The sequence below is a fragment of the Pedobacter frigiditerrae genome, from assembly GCF_004331645.1.
GTDB classification, from domain to species: Bacteria; Bacteroidota; Bacteroidia; order Sphingobacteriales; family Sphingobacteriaceae; genus Pedobacter; species Pedobacter frigiditerrae.
The window spans coordinates 1,652,989-1,676,138 of the sequence record NZ_SJSK01000001.1; the positions used below are offsets into that span (position 1 = coordinate 1,652,989).

Here is a 23,150-nt window from a genome sequence, read left to right on the forward strand (position 1 = left end):
GATCCATCGATCATCAGCAATTATTCAAGAAAAAATGAAAGCCAGTATTGCATCCACAACACTGGCTTTCCGAAACTTAAAACTAAACTAAAAGAAGTCTAGTTAACGCGACTAATATCACCACTCTTTGAAGAAGTAGTCTTCTTTAATGCCGCATTACCTTTATAATTAACATCGCTGCCACCACTAGCACCGGCTTCTAATCCTTTATTTACATATATATTGGCATCGCTGCCACCACTAACATTAACTTTTGCATAATTAACCATATATCCAAAAGCCTCGATATCGCTACCACCACTTGCAGCTGCATTCATGTTTTCGCCATTTCCTTTTAATTCTGCATCACTACCACCACTAATGCTTAGGGTTAGGTCTTTTACAGTTAAAGTTAATTTCAAATCAGAGCCACCACTAGCCTTTAAGTTTAGCAAGTCGGTTTTTAAAGTATTTTGAGTAAAAACATCGCTACCACCACTTGCAGTTAATTCTTTTAAAGATTTATAATTTACATATACTTTAATGCTTTGATTTTTAAATAATCTGCTCCAGTTAACGCCATCTTTATATTTTATCTTCACATCTGTGCCTGTCTGTTCTACAATAACATCTTTAATCAGATCGTCATCACCTTTAATAGTTAAAGTTTCAGTAGTTCCTTGTGTTAAATACAAATCAATTCCACTGCTAACAGTAATGCCATTAAAGTTTTTTACAGCAACATTTTTGCTGTTTTGTGCATTTGCAATACCATTTCCAGCTATAATTATCGATAAAGTAAGAGCGCTAGATTTAAGTACATTAATAAATTTCATACAATTTTTGCTTTAGGGTTATAGTTATTAGACACATGAACAACACAAAACGTTGCAAAAAAATGAAAATATTTTTTTGTGTTTGTTTTTGAGGCTTAAAATCGTTCTTTTGCATAGCGATAATTGCCTTAGACTATGCCAGAAAATCAAGTACTTATTTTAGATAAAAAGCAAATTGAACAGAAGATCAACAGAATAGCTTATCAAATTCTGGAAGATAACTTGACTGAAAAAGAAATTGTTTTGGCTGGGATTTGGGATCGTGGTTATAAACTGGCCATAAGATTAAAAACAGTTTTGGAATCTATAGCAACTTTTAAGGTAACTTTACTTCGTGTAGACTTAGAAAAGCAAAACAGTAAGCTGGTTGCTAAAACAGATTTGGGTGAAAGTGAATGGAAAAATAAAGTTATCATTCTGGTAGATGATGTTTTAAATAGCGGAAAAACTTTGGCCTATGGTTTAGGTGTTTTCTTAAATACACCACATAAAAAAATTAGAACTGTTGTTTTAGTTGATAGAAGTCATAAGATTTTCCCAATAGCAACAGATTTTGTAGGTTTAGAATTGGCGACAATTTTAAAAGAGCATGTTGATGTGGTGATGGATGTAGAAGGAGAGGAAGATAGGGTTTACCTGAGTTAAACTTAATGCTTTTCAGTCAAATTTTACTCATAGAGTTTGAATCAATAACATTGCTGTCAATAAATGCTATTTATTAAAATCTCAATAGCATTTTACGTATTTTTGTAATTGTATTTTTAAGAAAAACGATGGGATACGATTTAAACGTAACAATAGATAAATCTTCGGGCTTTTGCTTTGGTGTTGTGTATGCAATAGATATGGCAGAAGATATACTTGACAATGAAGAATATTTATATTGTTTGGGAGATATTGTGCACAATGACGAAGAGGTAGAACGTTTAAAAGCTAAAGGTCTTCGAATTATAGACCATGACCAATTACATCAGTTAAAAGACGAAAAGGTATTAATTAGGGCACATGGTGAAGCCCCATCAACTTACGAGTTGGCCTTGAAGAATAATTTAACGATGATTGATGCTTCTTGCCCGGTTGTTTTGAAACTACAAAATAGAATAAAAAACTCTCATGATGATGAGGAACAAATTCTAATTTTCGGTAAACATGGGCATGCAGAGGTGATAGGATTACAAGGTCAAACCAATGGAAAGGCAATTGTTTTTCAAGATTTAGCAGAGCTTGATGAAATGGAATTACCAAACAAAATCACTTTGTATAGCCAAACCACAAAAAGCACCGATAAATTCTATCAAATTAAGGATGAATTATTAAAGAGGGGATTTGACTTAAAAGCTAATGATACCATTTGCAGACAAGTTTCTAATCGTTATGAAGAATTAGAAAATTTTGTGGCCGATTACGATAAAATCATCTTTGTTTCAGGTAAAAAATCATCTAACGGAAAAGTACTTTATGATGTGTGTAAAAAGTATAATCCTAATTCTTATTTTATCTCAAATGTTGAAGAGCTAGACAAATCTTGGTTTGCTAATCATGATAAAGTTGGTATTTGCGGGGCAACTTCTACACCAATGTGGTTAATGGAAAAAGTAAAAACTGCATTAGAGAATCTTTCGTAAATAGCTGAAAAAAACCATCCCTTAATGAAGATTAAATTTATTTTAGTTCTCCTATTCATATTTTCTACTTTTTCAGTTCTCGCCCAAAATGCCATTATTAAAGGTAAAATTACAGATGCTTTTACCAATCAGCCTATTTTTGGTGCTACTATTTCCATACAAGGCAAAGTAAATAATGCCTTAACAGATAGCTTAGGGAATTATAGCCTATCAGGGTTATTGCCTGGAGTTTACAATTTACAAATCAATTTTATTGGTTATAAATCTAAATCTGTTTTTGATATTGCTGTTAGTAATGCAAAATCAACTGTATTAGATATTGCTTTAGAAACAGAAGTAAGTCAATTAAACGAAGTTGTTGTTCAAAGGGCAAAATTTATTAAGCCTATAGAAACTCCACTTTCACTTAGAACAATTGGCTCTACCGAGATAAAACGAAATCCTGGTGGTAATAGGGATATTTCAAAAGTTATCCAATCCTTACCAGGTGTTTCTGCTCCTGTAAGTTTCAGGAATGATATCATTATTCGCGGTGGTGCACCAAATGAAAACAGATTTTATATTGATGGTGTCGAAATCCCAAATATTAATCACTTCACTACACAAGGTTCATCTGGCGGGCCAGTTGGATTAATCAATGTAGATTTTATAAAAGAAGTAGATTTTTATTCTGGAGCTTTTCCTGCGGCAAGGGGAAATGCTTTAAGTTCTGTATTTGAATTTAATCAGCGAGATGGTAATCCTGATAAAATGGGGGCATCTTTAACTATCGGGTCAAGTGATTTTGCAACTGTAGTAGAAGGGCCAATCGGCAAAAAGACAACCTATATGGCATCTTATCGTTTGTCTTACTTGCAGGGACTTTTCAAATTGTTAGGACTGCCATTTCTGCCTTCTTATCAAGATTTTCAATTTAAGGTTAAAACAAAATTCGACACTAAAAATGAATTAACTATTTTAGGCTTAGGTGCTTTAGACAAAGCTGTATTGAATTTCAATACAGAAAAAACAGAAAATAACCTCTATACTATTGCTAATTTTCCAGAGAATAAGCAAAGTAACTATACCATTGGAGCTGTATATAAAAACTATAGAGAAAAAGGTTTTTCTACAATTGTTTTAAGTAGGAATTATTTAAATAACAAGGCATATAAATTTCAAGACAACGATGAGAGTAAGATAGAAACTTTAAATTATCAATCTACTGAAACAGAGAACAAGTTGAGGGTTGAAAATTCATCTCGTGAAGGGAAATATAAAATAAACTTTGGTGTGGGTATGGAGACGGCAGATTATACGACCAATAGTTTGCAAGTTTTACCAGGTGGAACTGAAGGCTATATTTCTGCTATCAATTTTATTAAATATGGAGCCTTTGCACAAGTTAGTGCACCATATTTGGCAGATAAATTAAATCTTTCTTTTGGATTGAGGTTGGATGGAAATAACTTTAGTTCGAAGGGAGAAAATCCATTAAAAACATTGTCGCCAAGATTTTCAGCCTCTTATAATTTTAATGAGAAAGTTAGCTTTAATTTTAATACTGGCATCTATTATCAGTTACCCGCATATACAGTTTTAGGTTTTAGGAATAACACAGGCGGTCCATTGCTTAATCAAAATGTGAATTATATACAATCTGCTCAAGTTGTAGCTGGATTAGAATACAATACTTTAAAAAACACAAAGTTTACGATTGAGGGATTCTTTAAAAATTATAGCCGTTACCCAATGGTTAAAGTTTTTGGCGATGTAATTCCATTGGCAAATTTAGGAGCTGATTTTGGTGTTGTAGGGAATAAGCCAGTAATTGGAGAGACTGATGGAAGAAGTTATGGTTTAGAGTTTTTTGCACAGCAACGTTTAAATAAAGGTTTTTATGGAATTTTTGCTTTAACGTTATTCCGCAGTGAGTTTAAGGATAAGTTGGGTGAATATGTACAGTCAAGTTGGAATAATCGCTACATCTTAAGCATGACAGCAGGAAAGATTTTACCTAAAAACTGGGAGGTTGGTGCTAAATTTCGCTTAGGCGGAGGCAGTCCTTATACACCTTATGATATTGCTTATTCCTCATTAAAAAGTAATTATTCTATATTTCCACAAGGTGTGCAAGATTATGATAGACTGAATGACAGTAGATTAAAGGGATTTTATCAATTAGATGTTAGGGTAGACAAAAAGTATCCTTTTAAGAAATTTAACCTTAACGTATATTTGGACATTCAAAATTTAACTTACAACAAATACGAAACACAATCGCAATTAGTACTAGATAGAGATGCAAATGGAAATGCACAAGATGCGCCAGGTGATGCAACTCGTTTTAAAACCAAATTGCTTACAAATACTAGCGGTAACATATTGCCAACTATTGGTGTAATATTCGAATTATAATTATGGGAAAGAAGGGAGTTTTATTAGTTAATTTAGGTACACCAGATAGTCCAGAAGTTCCATCTGTTCGCAAATATCTTGATCAGTTTTTGATGGACGAAAGAGTTATTGATATTCCTAAATTCAACAGAACTTTGTTGGTAAAGGGAATTATAGTTCCTTTTAGAAGTCCTAAAACATCAAAATTATATAAAGAAATTTGGAATGAAAATGGTTCTCCACTTTTGCATTACAGTAAAATTCAAGCTAAATTATTACAAGAAAAACTAGGTGATGATTACCATGTAGAATTAGCTATGCGATACCAAAGCCCATCTATTGAAAGCGCTTTGGCTAACTTAAAGGCTGGTTTAGTAGAAAGCATTAAGGTTATACCAATGTTTCCTCAATATGCATCGGCAAGTTCTGGCTCTGTTATGCAATTGGTGATGGAATTGGTTAGTAAATGGCAAACAGTTCCGCCTATTTCTTTCATTAATTCTTTCCATGATAATAAACAAATGATTGAGGTTTTTGCCGAAAATGCTAGAAAGCATCAGCCAGAAAGTTATGATCATGTATTGTTTAGTTTTCACGGGTTGCCAGAAAGGCAATTACTTAAATGCGATCATACAGGAAGTTTTTGTTTAAAAAGTTCAGATTGTTGTGAAACCTTAAGCGATACCAATAAATTCTGCTATTCTGCACAAGGCCATGATACAGCTAGATTATTGGCAAAAGAATTAGGTATCTCTAAAGAAAATTACACGGTGTGCTTCCAATCTCGTTTGGGTAAAGAGCCTTGGGTACAACCTTACACAACAGATGTATTAAAGAAATTGGCTGCCGAAGGAAAGAAACGTTTGTTAGTTTTTAGCCCTGCGTTTGTGGCAGATTGCCTAGAAACTTTATATGAAATTACCGTAGAATATCATGAAGAGTTTAAGACTTTGGGCGGAGAACATGTGCAGTTAGTAGAAAGTTTAAACGATCATCCTAAATTTATTGAAGCTTTAGAGGAAATGGTTAAGGCTTAATTTTTATTTAAGGTTTCAATAATCATTTCTGTAGCTCCTTTTTTCTCTTTTACGTAGTTTTTTGCATCAGCGGATGCCTTTTCATTTGATCTAAAATCTTCAAAAGCAGCAATTAATTGGTCAAGTGTAGAAATACTTCTAGCAGCTCCAATCGCTATCAAATCTTTTGCTTCTTGAAATTTGTCATACTTGGGGCCAAAAATTACCGGTAAGCCAAATGCTGCGGCTTCTAAAGTATTGTGTATTCCAACCCCAAATCCACCACCAATGTAAGACACTTTTGCATATTGATAAAGTGAAGAAAGCATTCCGATATTATCGATGATTAAGATTCGAGATGTGAGATTTGAGATTTGAGATGGAATTGATGAAATCTGAGCACTGTGCACTGAAAACTTATTTGCTTCTGGAAACAAACCTTCAATTTCTGTGATATGCGATGCACCAATTTCATGTGGTGCAATAATAAACTTCCAATCTAGATATTTCTTAGTTAATAAAATCAATAGTTTTTCGTCTTCTGGCCAAGTACTACCAGCTATGAAAACGTTAGAAGTGCCACAGAAACTTTCAATTAGGTCTAGTTTTTTAGGTTGCTGAGCATTTTCATAAACTCTATCGAAACGGGTATCTCCTGCTAAACTCACCTCATTTATTCCAATACCTTTCAATAAAGAAATGCTTTCTTCATTTTGCACAAAAAAGTGAGTGACATATTTTAAGATATTTCGATAAAAACCGCCATACCATTTAAAGAAAGATTGATTTGGCCTAAAAATTCCAGAAATTAAGTAAAGAGGAATCTGCCTTTTATCCAATTCCTTAAAATAATGAAACCAAAATTCGTATTTCGTAAATATGGCAGATTTAGGATTTATCAATTCAATAAATTGGTTTGCATTAGAAGCAGTGTCTAGTGGTAGATAGAAAACATCTGCCAAAGCGTAATTCTTTCTAATTTCATAACCAGAAGGAGAAAAAAAGGTGACTACTATTTTTTGAGAATGATTTTCTGATTTTAATCTTTCTAAAACTGGCCTGCCTTGCTCAAATTCTCCTAAAGACGCAAAGTGAAACCAAATTGGTCTGTCTTTAGCATTCACTTTTTTGGCAATGTTTTCAAAGATATTTTTCCGTCCGTTTACAAAAAGCTTCGCTTTTTCGTTAAAAAGAGCTGCAAGCTTTAGTAGTAAGCCATACATTACAATTCCGATGTTATAAATCCAAAGCATTTTGCGTCTTATTTCTTATCTTCGTCGCAAGATAAATCAATAAATTTAAAACCTCCGAAAATTATATAAAGATTGAAGGTGTAAGTTAGTACAAGGTTTATTGACTATAAAATGATATCAATTTTTAATTAAAAGATAATGGCGAAAATATTAGTTACTGGAGGTGCAGGATACATTGGCTCTCATACTGTTGTAGAACTTTTTAATGCTGGCTACGAAGTTGTAGTGGTAGATGACTTTTCAAATTCTAACCCTAAAATTTTAGACCAAATTGAAAAAATATCAGGGAAAAGGCCTGAGTTTGCAGAATTAGATTTATGTGATGAAAAAGCAGTTAACGCATTTGCTAATCAACATAAAGATATTGATGGCATAATTCATTTTGCAGCATTCAAGGCTGTTGGCGAATCTGTACAGCAACCTTTAAAATATTATCGCAATAATTTTTATTCATTAATTAATATTATCACTGCTTTTAATAGTAAAATTAAATTAGTTTTTTCTTCTTCTTGTACTGTTTATGGCCAGCCAGATACATTGCCTGTAACAGAATCTGCGGCAGTAAAAAAAGCAGAATCACCTTATGGCAATACCAAACAGATTGCAGAAGAGATTTTGCAGGAAACTTGTGCCGTAACACCAGATTTAAGGGTAATCGCATTGCGATATTTTAATCCAGTTGGCGCACATAAATCTGCCTTAATCGGCGAGCTACCTATTGGGGTGCCACAAAATCTAATTCCTTTTATTACACAATCTGCTATAGGGAAAAGAGGCGCAATAACTGTTTTTGGGAATAATTATAATACACCAGACGGCTCGGCGATTAGAGATTATATTCATGTAGTAGATTTAGCAAAAGCCCATGTAGCTGCAATTAAAAAGCTAGAGACGCAAAGCAATGATAATTACGAAGTCTATAACATTGGAACGGGAAAAGGTAGTTCTGTATTAGAAATTATCAATGCTTTTGAAAAATCAACCGGTGAGAAATTAAATTATGTAATTGGAGCTAGAAGAGAAGGTGATGTTGAACAAACTTATGGGGATGTAACCAAATCTAATGAAGCGCTGAACTGGAAAACTGAGCTTGGTATTGAAGAAATGATGAGCTCAGCATGGAATTGGGAAAAATATTTGAAAGCTAATCCTTTCTAGATAAATCATCATGAGCAACTAAACTATTCTTTAATAGTTGCTCATCATAGTTCTCATCATTAAAAGAGTATATATGAAACTAAGCGAGCACAAAGACTTAAAAGTCGAGATTTTAGCCTTGCCTCCAAAAGAGAAAGATAAACTCTTGCTTCGCTTGGTGGCAAAGGATAAGGTGCTCACAGAACATTTGCATTTTTTATTATTGGAAGATGAGAGTAACCTAAGAGATAGGGTAAGCAACATTAAAGAACTTATTTCGCACAATCAGCAAAATTTTAAGTCTGCAAAAAGTGTGAACCCTAAAGATGTTTTAGCTAATTTACGTAAATTGGCTAAAGCGGTTAATCATAATTTTAGGGTAACCAAGGCCGGTTTTGAAGATGTAGATTTGAGATTATTCTTATATAACAATACATTAACCGAGTTTAAATCAGGTCTTTTTTCATCTTATAAAAACTACGATGAGCTTTTTGCAAAGTTTTTTATAAAATCTACTTTAATAACCTTACGTAAGTTTGAAAAGTTGCACGAAGATTTGCAATTTGATTTGAATGAAGAAATGAGCAACTTAATAGATAAAATATATACTGGAAATATGGCAAAAATGGCTAAAGAGTTAGGCTTGCCAGAAGAATTATAAAATGAAAAAGATTTTAATTACAGGTGGCGCAGGCTTTATAGGCTCGCACGTTGTGCGTAGGTTTGTAAATAACTACCCGCAATATGAAATAGTTAATTTAGATGCACTTACTTATGCTGGCAACTTAGCAAACCTTACTGATGTAGAGAATAAAGCCAATTACAGATTTGTAAAAGCCGACATTACCGATGCAACAGAAATTAACAATCTTTTTAAAACAGAATATTTTGATGCTGTAATTCATTTGGCGGCAGAATCTCATGTAGATCGTTCCATTGTAGATCCAACAGCGTTTGTAATGACTAATGTGATAGGCACCGTTAATCTTTTAAATGCTGCTAGAGAGTTTTGGAAAGGTAATTATGCAACAAAACGTTTTTATCATGTTTCTACAGATGAGGTTTACGGCGCATTAGGTGAAACTGGAATGTTTACAGAATCTACAGCTTATGATCCTCATAGCCCATATTCTGCATCAAAGGCCAGTTCTGATCATTTTGTACGTGCCTATCATGATACCTATGGGTTAGATGTTGTTATATCTAATTGTTCTAATAATTATGGGTCACATCATTTCCCTGAAAAATTAATTCCACTAGCGATAAATAACATAAAAAATAATAAACCTGTTCCTGTTTACGGTAAGGGCGAAAATGTTAGAGATTGGCTTTGGGTAGAAGATCATGCAAGAGCGATTGATGTAATTTTTCATCAAGCTAAAACTGGACAAACCTATAATATTGGTGGACATAATGAATGGAAAAACATAGATTTAATACGTTTGTTATGTAGCATTATGGATCAAAGACTAGGGAGAACGGAAGGAGAGTCTGCTAAATTAATCACATTTGTAACTGATAGGGCCGGGCACGATCTAAGATATGCAATAGACTCAATCAAACTTCAAAAGGAATTAGACTGGGTACCAAGTTTACAGTTTGAGGAAGGATTGGCAAAAACAGTTGACTGGTATTTACAAAATGAGGAGTGGTTAAATAATGTAACTTCAGGTAATTACCAGGCTTACTATGATAATCAATATAAAGGGAGGTAATTTTGTTCGGTTGGTTTAAAAAGAAAAAAGAACCAGAATTTGATTTTTCAGTCGTTGGGACAGATATGCATTCGCATATTTTGCCAGGAATTGATGATGGAGCGAAGAACATTGATGATTCGATACTACTTGCCAAAAGATTTAAAGCGTTAGGTTTCAGGAAATTAATTGCTACGCCACATATCATGGCCGATTATTTCCGTAATACGCCTTCAACAATTAATAAAGCATTAGATGTATTGCGAGAAGGGTTATTACAAAATGATATAGATTTGGAAGTTCATGCAGCAGCAGAATACTATTTAGATGAAACTTTTGAGAGTAAAATACAAAAAAAAGAAGTTTTAACCTTTGGAGACAATTACCTTCTCTTTGAACTGTCTTATATCAATGCTCCTCATAATTTATTTGAAATTATTGCCAAAATTCAAGATGCGGGTTATCAGCCTGTTTTAGCGCACCCAGAAAGATATCCTTACTATTATAACTCGATCGAAAGTCATCAACAAATTAGAGAAACTGGTTGTCTACTACAGTTAAATACCATTTCCTTAACAGGATATTATGGTAAACATAGCAAATCAACAGCAGAAGAATTGTTAGATAATTATTGTGTAAATTTTATTGGTACCGATATGCACCATCTTCGCCATGCAGATGCTTTAAAAGAATCCTTAAATTCAGAAAGGCTGCAAAATTTACTTGCACAGCCTCAAATAAATAACTTATTGCTGTAAGTTTTCATTTAAACTGTCAACTGCAGATAAAAAACGGAGTTATTCGTATCTCAATGCTTCAACAGGATCTAGCTTCGATGCCTTTTTAGCAGGGTAATAACCAGAAAGTATTCCAATGCCAACGCAAAGGGCAAAGCCTATCATGATAAATGCCCACGGCATTAAAAAAGCGCCTCCCATAGATAGGGAAATTAAATTTCCAATCCCGACCCCTAAGAGAATTCCAAAAAATCCTCCGAGCAAACAAATTACAATAGCTTCAATTAAAAATTGTTTTCTAATTACAGATGGATTTGCCCCAATGGCTTTTCTAATCCCAATTTCACGTGTTCGCTCAGTTACAGAAACAAGCATAATATTCATTAATGCAATAGATGCTCCTAAAAGGGTTATAGCGCCAATAGCAATTCCACCAATTACCACATATTTTAAATTTTCATCTAAAGTTTCTGCAACAGAATCACTTTTGGTTATCTCAAAGTTATTTGGTTGACCAATTTTAACCTTCCTTATATTTCTAAATTCTGAGGTTGCCTCGCCAATAACATTATCCATTAATTCTTTACTTGGCACATTAACAGTGATTGTATAAGATGGATTGGAATTGGAATTAATCAGCTTAGCTTTGTAGAGAGGTACATACACTGCTCTATCCGTATTAGACCCCATACCCGAACCTTTTTCGGCAAGAACACCAATAACTTTAAACTTATTATTGCCTACATTAATTACTTTATCTAATGGGGTTTCTTTTTTGAATACTGTTTTTGCAATTTCACTTCCAATGATACAAATGTTGTTGCCTAAAGTAGCTTCAGAATTTGTGAAATTTCTTCCTAAAGAAAGATTTAATCCTTGTGAGCCTAATCCATTTTCGTCAATACCTTGTACATTAATGTTAGGATTTGTTTTTTCTTGCTGATACTTTACCGTCGAACCCCCACTGGCAAATACACTTACCGAAACATTAGCAGGTGCATTTAATCGTTCTTTAAATTTCATTGCATCTTCGTAACGAATTGATTTAAATGGCTTTGGTCTTTTTCCATTTCCAATTCTTATACCACTTCCTCTATTTCTGATATTAAAAGAGTTAGCTCCCATACTGGAAAAAGCCTCGGTCATACTTGTCTTTATAGCATCAATAGTCGTTAAAATCCCAACCAAGGCAGACAAGCCAATCGCAATAATTAACGCAGTAAGAATGGTGCGAAGGCGATTACTTTTAATAGACTGTAGTGCAAGTCTTACGTTTTCGGTATAAGTCATTTGATGGAAATAAATACTAGTTAGGAGTAAAAATAAAAAGTCCCGCTGTTAAGACAACGAGACCTGTTAAAATGTTACAAATATAATCTGCTTAAACTGAAAAGCTAGTTCCGCAACCACAAGAACTAGCGGCATTCGGATTACTAAAAGTAAATCCCCTTGAGTTTAAACCATCTTGCCAATCAACCTGCATTCCTAATAAATACATTTGATGTGCTTTATGCATAAATATCTTAATTCCATCAACAATAAATTCTTGGTCGCCATCCTTCTTTTGGTCGAAACCTAAAACATAGCTCATTCCAGAGCAGCCACCACCTTCAACTCCAACTCTTAATCCAAAATCATCAGCTATTTCTTGTTGGTCTTTAAGTTTCAAAAGTTCCTTAACCGCAGTTTCTGTAAATGATACAGGTGCAAAAGTAGTTTCTACTGTGTTACTCATATTTTTTAAAATTAGTACCCACAAATATAAATATTAATGTACATTTTTGTTCGTTGCACTTATTAATATTACGGTATTCAAACAAAATAGAATGAACATCACATACTTCTTCACCCAAGTTGCCATTTTCGCATTTGGCGGAATAATCACAGTTGCTGCTGCTTATTTTTTATTAAAGAACGATATTCAGAATTATTTCAGATTTAAAACTTTAGAAGCGAATAAGGATAGCCGAAGCTCACTTTTCCCACTTCGTTTGCAAGCCTATGAACGGTTAATTATTTTTACAGAACGAATTAATCCTGCAAATCTTTTAGTGAGATTACATCAACAAGGTATTGGTGTTAAAGAATTACAAGCAATTATATTAAATGATATCAAGTCGGAATATCAACACAACATCACTCAGCAGCTTTATGTTGATTCGATAAGTTGGAATGTAGTTCGTAAATTAAAGGATGATACCATTGCGATGGTTAATAATGTGGTACAAGGTTTGCCAGAAACGGCTACTGGTATAGATATCAGCAAAAAGGTTTTGCAACACATGAGTGGGATAGAAGAAAATCCTTACGATTTAACAATAGACCACCTTAAAAAAGACATACATAAATTGTTTTAAGGATTATTTCTTTAAACCGCTTAAACTGGTTAATTGTATTTTTAACCAACTAACCACTTCACCAGTTAACCAAAAGCCATGGATAAGAAATTTACTACAACATCTGGAATTGAAATAAAGGATATCTATACCTCTGCTAAATCTTTAACAGAAACTCCAGGCGAATTTCCATTTACCAGGGGGATACAAAAAGACATGTATCGTGGGCGTTTGTGGACAATGAGGCAATATGCAGGTTTCTCAACTGCCGAAGAATCTAATAAACGATATCATTATTTATTAGCTCAAGGTACAATGGGCTTGTCCGTCGCATTCGATTTGCCAACACAAATAGGTTACGATTCTGATCACGAAATGGCAGATGGAGAGGTTGGGAAAGTTGGGGTGGCGATAGACTCATTAAAAGATATTGAAATACTTTTTGAGGGGATAGAGCTAAAGAAAATAACAACCTCTATGACTATTAATGCTACTGCTTCTATTTTATTAGCAATGTATATTGCATTGGCTAAAAAACAAGGGGCAGATTTAAAAGAAATATCAGGTACTATTCAGAATGATATACTAAAGGAGTACGCAGCTAGGGGAACCTATATTTATCCGCCAAAAGCATCAATGCGCATCATTACTGATATTTTTGAATATTGTAGTAAAGAAGTTCCAAAATGGAATACAATTTCAATTTCTGGTTATCATATTCGTGAAGCAGGTTCTACAGCAGTACAAGAGTTGGCTTTTACTTTGGCAAATGGCAAAGCTTATTTAAACGCTGCATTAGAAATGGGTTTAGATATTAATGTTTTTGCAAAGCGGTTATCTTTCTTTTTCAATTGTCACAATAATTTCTTTGAAGAAATTGCCAAGTTTAGAGCAGCCAGAAGGATGTGGGCAAATATGACAAAATCTCTAGGCGCAACAGATGAAAAAGCAATGATGCTGAGATTTCATACGCAAACTGGAGGTTCAACACTTACAGCTCAGCAACCACTAAACAATGTAATTAGAGTTACTAACCAAGCAATGGCGGCGGTTTTAGGCGGAACGCAGTCTTTGCATACAAATGGTTATGATGAAGCTTTGTCTTTGCCAACTGAGGCTGCGGCAAAAATCGCCCTACGCACACAGCAAGTTATTGCATTTGAGAGTGGGGTAACAGATACTGTCGACCCCTTGGCTGGTTCTTATTTTATAGAAACTTTAACCGATGAGATAGAAGGTGCCGCGTATATATATATAGATAAGATAGACGCAATGGGTGGTTCTGTTAACGCAATTGAAAATGGGTACATTCAACAAGAAATTGCAAACTCAGCATATCAATATCAAAAAGAGGTAGAAAGTGCAGAACGTGTTATTGTAGGGGTTAATAAATTTACTCAAGAAACAGAAGCTATTACAGATACGCTAACCATTGATGAAACCATCAGGATTATCCAAACAGAAAAAATAAATAAGCTAAAAGCGGAAAGGGATAATGAAAAAGTCTCTTTAGCGTTAAAGAACTTAATCGAAGCAGCTAAATCTAACGATAATCTAATGCCATTTATCTTAATTGCGGTGGAAGAATATGCCACCCTGGGTGAAATAGCCGATGCCATGAGAAATGTGTTTGGAGAATATTAATTTGTGGTTAAAAAATAGTTATCAACACAAAAAATTTAGGTTAAGTAGTTTATGATACTGCTTCTGAACTACTTACAAATTAATTAAAAAAAATGTTCTTTTTGTTGATAATTTTTTGAATATTCGATGTTCCAAAAGGGCACATCCGTAATGTCCTTATTAGAACTGAAAACCAACAAATTAACGAATAACAATGGAAAAAACTTGTACCGAAGTATGGAAGAACTGTCTCCAAATAATTAAGGATAACATTCCGAACCAAAGTTTTAAAACTTGGTTCGAACCGATATCAGCACTTAAATTAGAGGGAAAGGTTTTAACCATCCAGGTGCCTAGTTTATTTTTTTATGAATGGCTTGAAGAACACTATGTGGGCTTGCTTCGTAAAACAGTAAAAAAGCAATTGGGAGATGAAGGAAGATTAGAGTATAATATCGTGGTCGACAAGTCGTCGAACACAGGCTCTCCTTACACAACAAATATGCCCTCTAACGGAAATGGGGCAGAAGCAAAAATGCAATCAATGCCAATTCCTGTATCAATAAACAAGGATATCAAAAATCCATTTATTATACCTGGATTGAAAAAACTAACTGTAGACCCACAGTTAAATCCGAATTACACTTTCGAAAACTATGTTGAGGGAGATTGTAATAGATTAGCTCGTTCTGCAGGATATGCCGTAGCGGCAAAACCCGGAGGCACTTCATTTAATCCATTAATGATTTATGGTGGGGTAGGCTTAGGTAAAACGCATTTGGCACAAGCTATTGGTAACGAGATTAAACGTAGTATGCCTGATAAATTGGTTATCTATGTTTCTTGTGAAAAATTCTGCCAACAGTTTGTGGATTCATTAAAGAATAACACAATTAACGATTTTGTGAACTTTTATCAAGCAATGGATGTGATCATTATGGATGATGTACATAACTTTGCAGGTAAGGAAAAAACTCAAGATATTTTCTTCCACATCTTTAATCACTTACATCAATCAGGTAAGCAGGTTATCTTAACCTCAGACAAAGCGCCTAAGGATTTAGCTGGATTAGAAGAAAGATTATTAAGTCGTTTCAAATGGGGATTGTCTGCAGATTTACAAGTGCCAGATTTGGAAGTTCGTATCGCTATTCTTAAAAAGAAAATGTATGCTGATGGCATTGAGTTGCCAAGCGATGTTGTAGAATACGTAGCGCATAATATTGATAACAATGTACGTGAACTAGAAGGGGCAATGGTTTCTTTATTAGCACAGTCTACATTGAATAAGAAAGATATCGATTTAGCTTTGGCTAAACAGATGCTGAAGAACTTTATCAAAAATACTTCGAAAGAAATTTCAATGGAGTACATCCAGAAATTGGTGTGCGAATACTTTGAGGTTCCTGTTGATATGGTTAAATCACAAACTCGTAAACGCGAAATTGTACAGGCTCGTCAAATTTCAATGTATTTGTCTAAAAGCCACACCAAATCTTCATTAAAAACAATTGGGGCATTTTTTGGAGGTAGAGACCATTCTACGGTAATTTATGCTTGTCAGACAGTTGAAGATTTAATTGAAACAGATAAAAAATTCAAAGCGTATGTTAATGATATTCAGAAAAAACTGAAAATGAGTTAAACTATAATAAAAATTTTAAAGGCATCAGTTTACTGATGCCTTTTTTTATGACTGAAAATATGATTGATATTTCGAAATTATACACTGGCCTTAAAACCTGTGATGGTGTTAAGATATATTTAGGAGATAAACTTACAGCACCATTTTACTTTCCAATGTTAGTACAGTTTGATTTTAAGGAAAACAAATTTGTGGTAACTACCACTGGTAAAAATAAATCACTTTACAGAAAGTATCTTATTGAAGATTTGGCATTAAACCCTAGTTAAAGAATTATCAGTAATTCTTTGATTTTTCAAAGTGTTAAGATAGCTGATTTAGTTAAAATAACAGTTGAAAACATTAAGGACTCCTTATTTAATGAAGGTGATGTTGTAAAGGTTATCGAGATAAACGAATGGGATGTTGTGGTTCAATCCTTATCTGATGAAAATATTAAAACAACCATTCACTTTCATGAGTTTCTAGAAATGTGGCGGTTTGAAGAGTAAATTACAAATACATCAACCCATAATACAAAGCTGCAACATGAAGAGCCTGATCAATTTTATTATCCTTTAAAAGTTGCTTCACTTCTTCAATTGTATATTCTTCAACATTTAAAATCTCATGTTCATCTAAATGTTGTTCGTGGGTTTTTATTCCACCTTTTAATAGGTAAGTAAAAGTCTTGTTGGTTGATGTTGCAGGATTAGGATATAGTGTAGCAATTAATTTACAGCTGTCGAAACTATATCCAGTTTCTTCTTGTAGTTCTCTTATTATTCCAGCTTCTGGTTCTTCACCGTCATCAATAACTCCACCGGGCACTTCTAAAGAAATTATATCTGCTGCAAAACGATATTGTCTTACTAGAATTATTTTGCCTTCTTTTGTTAATGCAACCGCGTTTGCCCAATTGGGATATTCGAGTACATAATAATCGTCCTTAATACTCCCATTTTGTAATTTGCAAGTATCAACCCTTAAAGTGGCCCACTTTTCTTTTACTAAATATTTTGAAGCAATTTTTTGCCACTTTAAAATTTCCATGTAATTATAAATATTGCTGAATAATTTTTTGACGATGCATATTAACCAAATGCACAATTTTATGCTTGTTTGATAACTGTTCGTAAATTAGGTTCAGTTTTGGTGCGATAATTTGATTTTGTTCTTGACTAGTGCCTAATTGATAATACAAGAATTCACTTAAAGAATCTAATTTTTCAGCAGGAAGTTCAATTTCATTTAACCATTGTTCAAAGGAAGAATTATCCTTGTTGTATAGTATAGAATTAGAAAGCGAAAAACTATTCAACATTGTTTCATTAAATAGTAATTCTGCTTCATCTAACTTAAGCTCAAGTTTTAACCCCATTATTCTGGCTAAAACCTGAGCAAGCTTTTCTATTTCTGCTGTAATTAAATCTCTTCTATACATCCTAAGGACTATTTATGGCTTATTGTCAATCTAAAATTGTAATTTCATTTTTACCAGCTACCACTACTACCTCCACCGCCAAAACTTCCGCCTCCAAATCCGCCAAATCCACCTCCGCCACTGCTTCCGCCAAAACCGCCACCAAATCCACTTCCGCCAGAATTACGCCCTCCCCCTAATAAAGCACCAAACAAAAGGGCTTCTGCAACGCCGCGTCCGCCAATAACTTGACTTCCGCCACCGCCACCACCTTTTCTAATAACAACTGCTATAATAATGATGATGATAATAACAATAAAGCCTGCACTTCCTTTACCACCTCTTGATTTAGATTTTGGCTTGTCATTTTTGTATTCGCCCTTAATTACTGAAATAATCGAGTTAGTACCAGCATCAATTCCGGCAAAATAATCGCCAGTTTTGAAAAATGGTTTGATATCATTTTCTATAATTCTCTTGGTATAAACGTCAGGCAAAGCACCTTCCAGGCCATAGCCAGTTTGAATAGACATTTTTCTGTCGCCAATGGCAATTAATAAGATAACACCATTGTTTTTTCCTTTACCACCAATTCCCCATTTGCGTCCGAGCTCAAGTGCATACTCGTTAATGTCATAATCCCCAACGGTTTTTATCAGCACTACAGATATCTGATTTGAAGTAGAATCATCTAAAGCAACTAGTTTTTGTTCTAGTTGTTGTATTTGTCCAGCACTCAAAGTATTGGTATAATCGTTAACTAGTGTATTTGGTTTTGCCGGAAATTCTTGTGCGGAAGCAAGGAAATAACCAAAAGTAAATAAAAGTAAGAGTGCTAATTTTTTCATTTTATTTGGTTTCATCTTGGTCCATATAAATAATGTCATTTGGCAGTTCATTTACATCACCACTTTGATAAGGAAAAAATAAAGCAAGTTTCTCGCCAGCAAGTGCTACTCCTGCAATAATTCCTTCAGCGATATTGCCGCTTAAAAAATGAGCTTTCATGGCAACTTGAGTAGTTTCCCAAAAATCATCTGGTACAACTGTATCAATTCCTCTATCGCCAATAATAGCAAATTTATGGTCGGCATACGCTAAATAGATAAGTACGCCATTATGTTGCGCTGTTTTATCCATACCTAATTCGGCAAAATACTCGGTTGCTCTTTCGAAAGCACTGCCATGGCAGTTTTTTTCAACAGCTATTCTAATTTCTCCTGAAGTTGCTTTTTCGGCATCTGCAATGGCATTGGCTATTAATTCTTGTTCTTCTGTTGTGAAAAAAGGCATATAAATGTTTTTATAAAATTAAAGGGTAACATGTGTTCTGTTATTAAAACACACATTACCCTAATTATGTTATTTTACAACTAAAATGCTACAGTTGGTGCTTTTTCTGCTCCAGCATCTGCTTTAAATCCTGCTTTAGGTGCAAAACCGAATAAGCCTGAAGTTAAATTGTTAGGGAATGACCTAACGGTTGTATTGTAAGCTTGTATCGATTCATTAAAATCTTTACGAGCAACTGTAATTCTGTTTTCAGTACCTTCTAGTTGTGCAGAAAGGTCGCTAAATTGTTGAGTAGCTTTTAATTCAGGGTAATTTTCAGTCAACACCATTAGTTTTCCTAACGCTTGCGTGATTTGACCTTGAGCTTGTTGATATTTCTCAATGTTTTCAGCATTCAATTTATCAGGGTCAATAGTAATTTTGCTAGCACTTGCACGTGCTTCAATCACTGCAGTTAAAGTTCCTTGCTCAAATTTAGCGGCTCCTTTAACGGTATTCACTAAATTAGGTATTAAATCTGCTCTACGTTGATACTGTGCCTCTACTTGGCTCCATTTGGTCTGAACATCAACATCAAGCTTTACTAACTTGTTGTATCCGTTACAGCCGCTAAACAGGGCAATTAAAATTACAACGCCAATTATTCCAAAGATTACTGGTTTTTTCATTCTATTTTTGTTTTTTAGGTTTCTATTTCAATTTAGATATCAATATTCATACCTTGTTACTAAAGAAGACAAAATACTGACAAGTTGCCATAAATGTTACACTAATATACTAAATAAAGCCTAATCGCAAATCTTGTCAAAAACTGTCAACTGTAAATTGAAAACTGTATTTTTGTATTATTCGAGATAAAAACTCGACATGAACTATGCAAAAAGAAATCGAAATTACTATTGCTCCAGAGCATATTGCTAATGAGCAAATCATTCTTCAAAACCTTTCTAGAGCTTTAAAGGTTGATGTTTCTACCATTAAACATCACGAAGTCTTAAAGCGCTCCATAGATGCTCGTTCGCGTAAAGTAATTTATCGCTTACAAGTAAGAGCCTATATAAATGAGTTTCCGAATAAAGAGATCGCTGCAATTACATATCAGAAATTAACAGATGCTAAAACAGTAATCATAGTGGGTGCTGGCCCGGCGGGGTTATTTGCCGCTTTACAATGCATAGAAAACGGATTAAAGCCAATTGTAATAGAAAGAGGTAAAGATGTTAAACAGCGTAGAAGAGATTTAGCGGCTATTAATAAACAAGGATTGGTAAATACCGAATCTAACTACTGTTATGGGGAAGGAGGAGCTGGTACTTATTCTGATGGTAAGTTATATACACGTTCTAATAAACGAGGAGATATCAATAAGGTATTACAAATTTTTGTACAGCACGGTGCTGACCAAGATATCTTAATTGATGCCCGCCCACACATCGGAACAAATAAATTGCCTCATATTATTACGGCAATTAGAGAAACAATTCAAAATGCAGGTGGTGAGGTGCTTTTTGATTCTAAGCTAACCGATTTTATTATTGAGAGTGGAAAGATTAAAGGGGTAATCATTAATCAAGAGCAAGAGCTTTTGTCAAATTCAGTTATCCTAGCAACTGGTCATTCGGCAAGAGATATTTATGAATTACTTCATCAAAAAAATATATTAATTGAAGCAAAGCCTTTTGCACTGGGTGTAAGGATAGAACATCCACAACAAATTATAGATAGCGCACAATATCATTGCGATATAAGAAGTGAGTTTTTGCCGCCTGCATATTACAGTATGGTAGAGCAGGTTAAAACTAGAGGTGTGTTTTCTTTTTGTATGTGCCCAGGGGGGATAATAGCTCCTTGTGCTACCGGGCAAGACGAAATTGTAGTTAATGGTTGGTCTCCTTCCAAAAGAAACAATCCTTTTGCTAATTCTGGTACTGTGGTTCAGGTTACTTTAGATGATGTTCAAGGTTACGACCCATTAAGAATGCTAAACTTTCAATCTGAAATAGAACAGCTAGCTTTTGAAGCTGGTGGTGGTAATCTTGTTGCTCCCGCACAGCGGATGATAGATTTTGTAGAAAACAGATTGTCCGTGGATTTGCCGAAAAACTCTTACTTGCCAGGCACAAAAAGTGTAATGTTAGACAATATTTTACCCAGTTTTGTAGCCTCAAGCTTAAAAGCAGCATTACCGTTGTTCGGCAAAAAGATGAAAGGTTATTATACCAATGAAGCTATTTTGGTTGGCGTAGAAAGTAGAACTTCTTCGCCAGTTCGTATTCCTAGAGATAGGGAAACCTACCAACATCCACAAATAAATGGTTTATATCCTTGTGCAGAAGGGGCAGGTTACGCAGGAGGAATTGTCTCTGCTGCCATAGATGGTGTTAATTGTGCAAATGCCATTTTAAACAATTAATAATTTTAAACGTTATAACTATAAATTATCCTATTTATGATAAATTTAGTAGACGAACTCCAAAAAGCATATAATGGCGATGCCTGGCACGGTGGCAATACATTGAGTTTGCTTGTCACTGCTAATGCAGAAAAGGTTTTTACACATCCAATACCTAATGCACACTCCATTGCAGAGCTTGTTTTGCATCTAACTTCTTGGACAGAAGAAGTTTTGGAAAGGATAGACGGTCAAGTAGCCAAAGAACCTGCAAATGGGGATTGGCCAATACCTATCGACATGTCAGAAACAGGATGGAATGAAATTTTGAATCAATTTAAGTCTGCCAATCAAAAGCTAATTGAAACTTTAAGCGATTTAAATTCTTCTAACTGGTCAAATGAGGTAATGGATGAGCGAAATCCTTCTTTGGGATCTGGAGTGAATAATGCCCAACTCATTAATGGATTAATTCAACATCACGCCTATCATTCTGGTCAAATAGCTTTATTGGTAAAATTTTAGAAGGGCAATTATCGTTTTAACCATTTGATGAATATTAATTTGTGTAATCATCTTCAAATCTGCATAATCAATCATATATGAAAAAGACTTTAATTATAGGTGCAACCCCAAATACAGATAGATATGCTTATAGAGCAGCTCATATGTTAACCGCTAAAGGGCACCCAATTGTAAATATTGGGGTCAAACAAGGCGAGGTAGCGGGTGTTAAAATAGAAAAGCCTGGAACTCCTTATTATGATATAGATACAATAACCTTATATATAGGGCCTGATATACAAAATAACTATTACGATTATATACTAGAAACCAAGCCAAAAAGAGTAATTTTTAACCCAGGTACAGAAAACCCTGATTTCGAAAAAATGCTAGACCTGCATAATATAGAGCCAGTTGAAGCTTGTACATTGGTTTTATTAAGTATAGGTCAGTATTAGAATCAAATTCCTGCATAATATAATAATAGAAAGTCCCGCCAATCATTACGATCTTTTTGTGAATGGCTTACTTTAGGGGGCATTAAGGTGTAAAAAGTATTTCCGTTAATTTCAGATTTAGGTAGCAAAACTATTGCTAACAACAATCTTTTCCCTTTGTTTTCTATGCCCTGAATGGGTAGTTTTAAATTTTTATGGTTGTGCGTCACGCAGTTAGTTGTTTCAACACAAATAAAAGTTCGTTGCCGTTTGAAAGTGTGTGATATTTTTCTACCTTTGCAACCCGCTACGGAGGTAACGACGGAAGGAAAGGATAAAGGGTGATTGGTTGGGTTAGGTTGAAATAAGGGAATACATTTGCGCGAACAACCGGGGCTAAAAAAAGTTTCGGATTATTTCAAATAAAGTTTGCGGGAATGAAAAAGTTTCCTACCTTTGCAGTCCCAAAGAAAACGGGAGCCAGCCAACGGATGTTGGGGAAGCGAATAAGACAAGATTGAAACGACGGAATGCCAAACAGAGGGCGGAACATTAAGACCGGCCAAAACACAGCATGAAGTTGCAACATATATAGATCACCGTGAGGTAAGGTCGAAAAGTTCATTAAAGAGATATCATTTATACAACGCAGCGAGGCAATCAGGTACGGTTTGAAAGTACATTGAACCGAGCTGTTTCTTAAGTCTGTAACTATCAGACAACATAATACAAATAGAATAAAGACTATTAATAATTCGTTAGAATAAGAATGGTCAGCGTTCGAACTACAACATTTTACAATGGAGAGTTTGATCCTGGCTCAGGATGAACGCTAGCGGCAGGCCTAATACATGCAAGTCGAGGG

25 protein-coding genes and 1 rRNA gene are annotated in these 23,150 nt (G+C 34.5%); 17 read left to right on the forward strand and 9 right to left on the reverse strand.

Translation table 11 applies throughout. The features are described from left to right. Positions 1-98 precede the first annotated feature (98 nt). Positions 99-815 carry a head GIN domain-containing protein gene (locus EZ428_RS07070; RefSeq protein ID WP_131552385.1) on the reverse strand — a complete coding sequence of 239 codons (717 nt, stop codon included), beginning with the start codon at positions 813-815 and terminating at the stop codon, positions 99-101. 135 nt (positions 816-950) lie between these two features. Here EZ428_RS07070 and EZ428_RS07075 point away from each other — a divergent pair, with 135 nt between their 5' ends. The 4 genes from EZ428_RS07075 to hemH all read left to right on the forward strand — a co-directional run bounded on the left by EZ428_RS07075 (position 951) and on the right by hemH (position 5,853). After that, positions 951-1,460 carry a phosphoribosyltransferase family protein gene (locus tag EZ428_RS07075; RefSeq protein WP_131552386.1) on the forward strand — a complete coding sequence of 170 codons (510 nt, stop codon included), beginning with the start codon at positions 951-953 and terminating at the stop codon, positions 1,458-1,460. Between the two features lie 128 nt (positions 1,461-1,588). Next, entirely contained in the window at positions 1,589-2,440 is an 852-nt protein-coding gene (locus EZ428_RS07080; protein WP_131552387.1) for a 4-hydroxy-3-methylbut-2-enyl diphosphate reductase, read from the forward strand. Positions 2,441-2,464: 24 nt separating this feature from the next. After that, positions 2,465-4,837, forward strand: a complete 2,373-nt coding sequence (locus EZ428_RS07085) for a TonB-dependent receptor (protein WP_131552388.1) — start codon at positions 2,465-2,467, stop codon at positions 4,835-4,837. Positions 4,838-4,839: 2 nt separating this feature from the next. Further along, the gene (gene hemH, locus EZ428_RS07090) at positions 4,840-5,853 is read left to right on the forward strand and encodes a ferrochelatase (RefSeq protein ID WP_131552389.1); all 1,014 of its coding nucleotides are present in this window, start codon (positions 4,840-4,842) and stop codon (positions 5,851-5,853) included. Here the strand turns inward: hemH and EZ428_RS07095 are convergent. Next, entirely contained in the window at positions 5,850-7,085 is a 1,236-nt protein-coding gene (locus EZ428_RS07095) for a 3-deoxy-D-manno-octulosonic acid transferase (protein WP_131552390.1), read from the reverse strand. The genes hemH and EZ428_RS07095 overlap by 4 nt on opposite strands. A 138-nt stretch (positions 7,086-7,223) precedes the next feature. Between EZ428_RS07095 and galE the strand changes: the two genes are divergently transcribed. The 4 genes from galE to EZ428_RS07115 all read left to right on the forward strand — a co-directional run bounded on the left by galE (position 7,224) and on the right by EZ428_RS07115 (position 10,674). Then, positions 7,224-8,243: a UDP-glucose 4-epimerase GalE gene (galE, locus tag EZ428_RS07100; RefSeq protein ID WP_131552391.1), complete on the forward strand. Its 1,020-nt coding sequence runs from the start codon at positions 7,224-7,226 to the stop codon at positions 8,241-8,243. Between the two features lie 73 nt (positions 8,244-8,316). Further along, the gene (locus EZ428_RS07105) at positions 8,317-8,883 is read left to right on the forward strand and encodes a hypothetical protein (RefSeq protein ID WP_131552392.1); all 567 of its coding nucleotides are present in this window, start codon (positions 8,317-8,319) and stop codon (positions 8,881-8,883) included. Between the two features lies 1 nt (position 8,884). Then, entirely contained in the window at positions 8,885-9,937 is a 1,053-nt protein-coding gene (gene rfbB / locus EZ428_RS07110; protein ID WP_131552393.1) for a dTDP-glucose 4,6-dehydratase, read from the forward strand. 2 nt (positions 9,938-9,939) lie between these two features. Further along, on the forward strand, positions 9,940-10,674 hold the full coding sequence (locus EZ428_RS07115; protein ID WP_131552394.1) for a tyrosine-protein phosphatase: 735 nt from the start codon (positions 9,940-9,942) through the stop codon (positions 10,672-10,674). A 39-nt stretch (positions 10,675-10,713) separates the two neighbouring features. On the opposite strand, the gene EZ428_RS07120 is transcribed toward EZ428_RS07115, so the two are convergent. Next, positions 10,714-11,943: an ABC transporter permease gene (locus tag EZ428_RS07120; RefSeq protein WP_131552395.1), complete on the reverse strand. Its 1,230-nt coding sequence runs from the start codon at positions 11,941-11,943 to the stop codon at positions 10,714-10,716. Between the two features lie 91 nt (positions 11,944-12,034). Then, positions 12,035-12,388 carry a HesB/IscA family protein gene (locus EZ428_RS07125; protein ID WP_131552396.1) on the reverse strand — a complete coding sequence of 118 codons (354 nt, stop codon included), beginning with the start codon at positions 12,386-12,388 and terminating at the stop codon, positions 12,035-12,037. 91 nt (positions 12,389-12,479) lie between these two features. Here EZ428_RS07125 and EZ428_RS07130 point away from each other — a divergent pair, with 91 nt between their 5' ends. The 5 genes from EZ428_RS07130 to EZ428_RS07150 all read left to right on the forward strand — a co-directional run bounded on the left by EZ428_RS07130 (position 12,480) and on the right by EZ428_RS07150 (position 16,748). Continuing rightward, positions 12,480-13,010 carry a DUF7935 family protein gene (locus EZ428_RS07130; RefSeq protein ID WP_131552397.1) on the forward strand — a complete coding sequence of 177 codons (531 nt, stop codon included), beginning with the start codon at positions 12,480-12,482 and terminating at the stop codon, positions 13,008-13,010. A 78-nt stretch (positions 13,011-13,088) separates the two neighbouring features. Then, complete coding sequence (locus EZ428_RS07135) at positions 13,089-14,633, forward strand: acyl-CoA mutase large subunit family protein (RefSeq protein ID WP_131552398.1); 1,545 nt, start codon at positions 13,089-13,091, stop codon at positions 14,631-14,633. 193 nt (positions 14,634-14,826) lie between these two features. Next, positions 14,827-16,257 carry a chromosomal replication initiator protein DnaA gene (dnaA, locus tag EZ428_RS07140; RefSeq protein ID WP_131552399.1) on the forward strand — a complete coding sequence of 477 codons (1,431 nt, stop codon included), beginning with the start codon at positions 14,827-14,829 and terminating at the stop codon, positions 16,255-16,257. 47 nt (positions 16,258-16,304) lie between these two features. Continuing rightward, a complete protein-coding gene (locus EZ428_RS07145) occupies positions 16,305-16,526 on the forward strand; it encodes a hypothetical protein (RefSeq protein ID WP_131552400.1) in 222 nt (73 codons plus the stop codon). Positions 16,527-16,544: 18 nt separating this feature from the next. Next, positions 16,545-16,748 (forward strand): hypothetical protein, encoded by a 204-nt coding sequence (locus EZ428_RS07150; RefSeq protein ID WP_131552401.1) that lies wholly within the window; start codon positions 16,545-16,547, stop codon positions 16,746-16,748. Position 16,749: 1 nt separating this feature from the next. Here EZ428_RS07150 and EZ428_RS07155 read toward each other — a convergent pair whose 3' ends face one another. From EZ428_RS07155 to EZ428_RS07175, 5 genes are all read right to left on the reverse strand, one after another. Beyond that, entirely contained in the window at positions 16,750-17,289 is a 540-nt protein-coding gene (locus tag EZ428_RS07155) for an NUDIX hydrolase (protein WP_131552402.1), read from the reverse strand. A 4-nt stretch (positions 17,290-17,293) separates the two neighbouring features. Further along, positions 17,294-17,680 carry a hypothetical protein gene (locus EZ428_RS07160; protein WP_131552403.1) on the reverse strand — a complete coding sequence of 129 codons (387 nt, stop codon included), beginning with the start codon at positions 17,678-17,680 and terminating at the stop codon, positions 17,294-17,296. 50 nt (positions 17,681-17,730) lie between these two features. Further along, the gene (locus EZ428_RS07165) at positions 17,731-18,522 is read right to left on the reverse strand and encodes a TPM domain-containing protein (protein ID WP_317126451.1); all 792 of its coding nucleotides are present in this window, start codon (positions 18,520-18,522) and stop codon (positions 17,731-17,733) included. After that, positions 18,509-18,952, reverse strand: a complete 444-nt coding sequence (locus tag EZ428_RS07170) for a TPM domain-containing protein (protein ID WP_131552405.1) — start codon at positions 18,950-18,952, stop codon at positions 18,509-18,511. The genes EZ428_RS07165 and EZ428_RS07170 overlap by 14 nt, the downstream gene beginning before the upstream one ends. Before the next feature lie 80 nt (positions 18,953-19,032). Continuing rightward, positions 19,033-19,620 carry a LemA family protein gene (locus EZ428_RS07175; RefSeq protein ID WP_131552406.1) on the reverse strand — a complete coding sequence of 196 codons (588 nt, stop codon included), beginning with the start codon at positions 19,618-19,620 and terminating at the stop codon, positions 19,033-19,035. Between the two features lie 206 nt (positions 19,621-19,826). Between EZ428_RS07175 and EZ428_RS07180 the strand changes: the two genes are divergently transcribed. From EZ428_RS07180 to EZ428_RS07195, 4 genes are all read left to right on the forward strand, one after another. Further along, positions 19,827-21,365, forward strand: a complete 1,539-nt coding sequence (locus tag EZ428_RS07180) for an NAD(P)/FAD-dependent oxidoreductase (protein ID WP_131552407.1) — start codon at positions 19,827-19,829, stop codon at positions 21,363-21,365. A gap of 36 nt (positions 21,366-21,401) precedes the next feature. Then, on the forward strand, positions 21,402-21,869 hold the full coding sequence (locus tag EZ428_RS07185) for a DinB family protein (RefSeq protein ID WP_131552408.1): 468 nt from the start codon (positions 21,402-21,404) through the stop codon (positions 21,867-21,869). A 77-nt stretch (positions 21,870-21,946) separates the two neighbouring features. After that, positions 21,947-22,306 (forward strand): CoA-binding protein, encoded by a 360-nt coding sequence (locus EZ428_RS07190; protein ID WP_131552409.1) that lies wholly within the window; start codon positions 21,947-21,949, stop codon positions 22,304-22,306. A 776-nt stretch (positions 22,307-23,082) separates the two neighbouring features. After that, positions 23,083-23,150, forward strand: a 16S ribosomal RNA gene (locus tag EZ428_RS07195); the annotation flags it as partial.

Excerpts from the sequence above, each read along its gene's own strand:
- EZ428_RS07170 (WP_131552405.1), bottom strand. The coding sequence starts at position 18,952 with ATGCCTTTTTTCACAACAGAAGAACAAGAATTAATAGCCAATGCCATT.
- EZ428_RS07125 (WP_131552396.1), bottom strand. The coding sequence starts at position 12,388 with ATGAGTAACACAGTAGAAACTACTTTTGCACCTGTATCATTTACAGAA.
- EZ428_RS07070 (WP_131552385.1), bottom strand. The coding sequence starts at position 815 with ATGAAATTTATTAATGTACTTAAATCTAGCGCTCTTACTTTATCGATA.
- EZ428_RS07155 (WP_131552402.1), bottom strand. The coding sequence starts at position 17,289 with ATGGAAATTTTAAAGTGGCAAAAAATTGCTTCAAAATATTTAGTAAAA.
- EZ428_RS07145 (WP_131552400.1), top strand. The coding sequence starts at position 16,305 with ATGACTGAAAATATGATTGATATTTCGAAATTATACACTGGCCTTAAA.
- EZ428_RS07185 (WP_131552408.1), top strand. The coding sequence starts at position 21,402 with ATGATAAATTTAGTAGACGAACTCCAAAAAGCATATAATGGCGATGCC.
- EZ428_RS07160 (WP_131552403.1), bottom strand. The coding sequence starts at position 17,680 with ATGTATAGAAGAGATTTAATTACAGCAGAAATAGAAAAGCTTGCTCAG.
- EZ428_RS07130 (WP_131552397.1), top strand. The coding sequence starts at position 12,480 with ATGAACATCACATACTTCTTCACCCAAGTTGCCATTTTCGCATTTGGC.
- EZ428_RS07085 (WP_131552388.1), top strand. The coding sequence starts at position 2,465 with ATGAAGATTAAATTTATTTTAGTTCTCCTATTCATATTTTCTACTTTT.
- EZ428_RS07190 (WP_131552409.1), top strand. The coding sequence starts at position 21,947 with ATGAAAAAGACTTTAATTATAGGTGCAACCCCAAATACAGATAGATAT.
- EZ428_RS07120 (WP_131552395.1), bottom strand. The coding sequence starts at position 11,943 with ATGACTTATACCGAAAACGTAAGACTTGCACTACAGTCTATTAAAAGT.
- hemH (WP_131552389.1), top strand. The coding sequence starts at position 4,840 with ATGGGAAAGAAGGGAGTTTTATTAGTTAATTTAGGTACACCAGATAGT.
- rfbB (WP_131552393.1), top strand. The coding sequence starts at position 8,885 with ATGAAAAAGATTTTAATTACAGGTGGCGCAGGCTTTATAGGCTCGCAC.
- EZ428_RS07165 (WP_317126451.1), bottom strand. The coding sequence starts at position 18,522 with ATGAAACCAAATAAAATGAAAAAATTAGCACTCTTACTTTTATTTACT.
- EZ428_RS07105 (WP_131552392.1), top strand. The coding sequence starts at position 8,317 with ATGAAACTAAGCGAGCACAAAGACTTAAAAGTCGAGATTTTAGCCTTG.
- EZ428_RS07075 (WP_131552386.1), top strand. The coding sequence starts at position 951 with ATGCCAGAAAATCAAGTACTTATTTTAGATAAAAAGCAAATTGAACAG.
- galE (WP_131552391.1), top strand. The coding sequence starts at position 7,224 with ATGGCGAAAATATTAGTTACTGGAGGTGCAGGATACATTGGCTCTCAT.
- EZ428_RS07095 (WP_131552390.1), bottom strand. The coding sequence starts at position 7,085 with ATGCTTTGGATTTATAACATCGGAATTGTAATGTATGGCTTACTACTA.
- EZ428_RS07180 (WP_131552407.1), top strand. The coding sequence starts at position 19,827 with ATGCAAAAAGAAATCGAAATTACTATTGCTCCAGAGCATATTGCTAAT.
- dnaA (WP_131552399.1), top strand. The coding sequence starts at position 14,827 with ATGGAAAAAACTTGTACCGAAGTATGGAAGAACTGTCTCCAAATAATT.
- EZ428_RS07175 (WP_131552406.1), bottom strand. The coding sequence starts at position 19,620 with ATGAAAAAACCAGTAATCTTTGGAATAATTGGCGTTGTAATTTTAATT.
- EZ428_RS07080 (WP_131552387.1), top strand. The coding sequence starts at position 1,589 with ATGGGATACGATTTAAACGTAACAATAGATAAATCTTCGGGCTTTTGC.
- EZ428_RS07135 (WP_131552398.1), top strand. The coding sequence starts at position 13,089 with ATGGATAAGAAATTTACTACAACATCTGGAATTGAAATAAAGGATATC.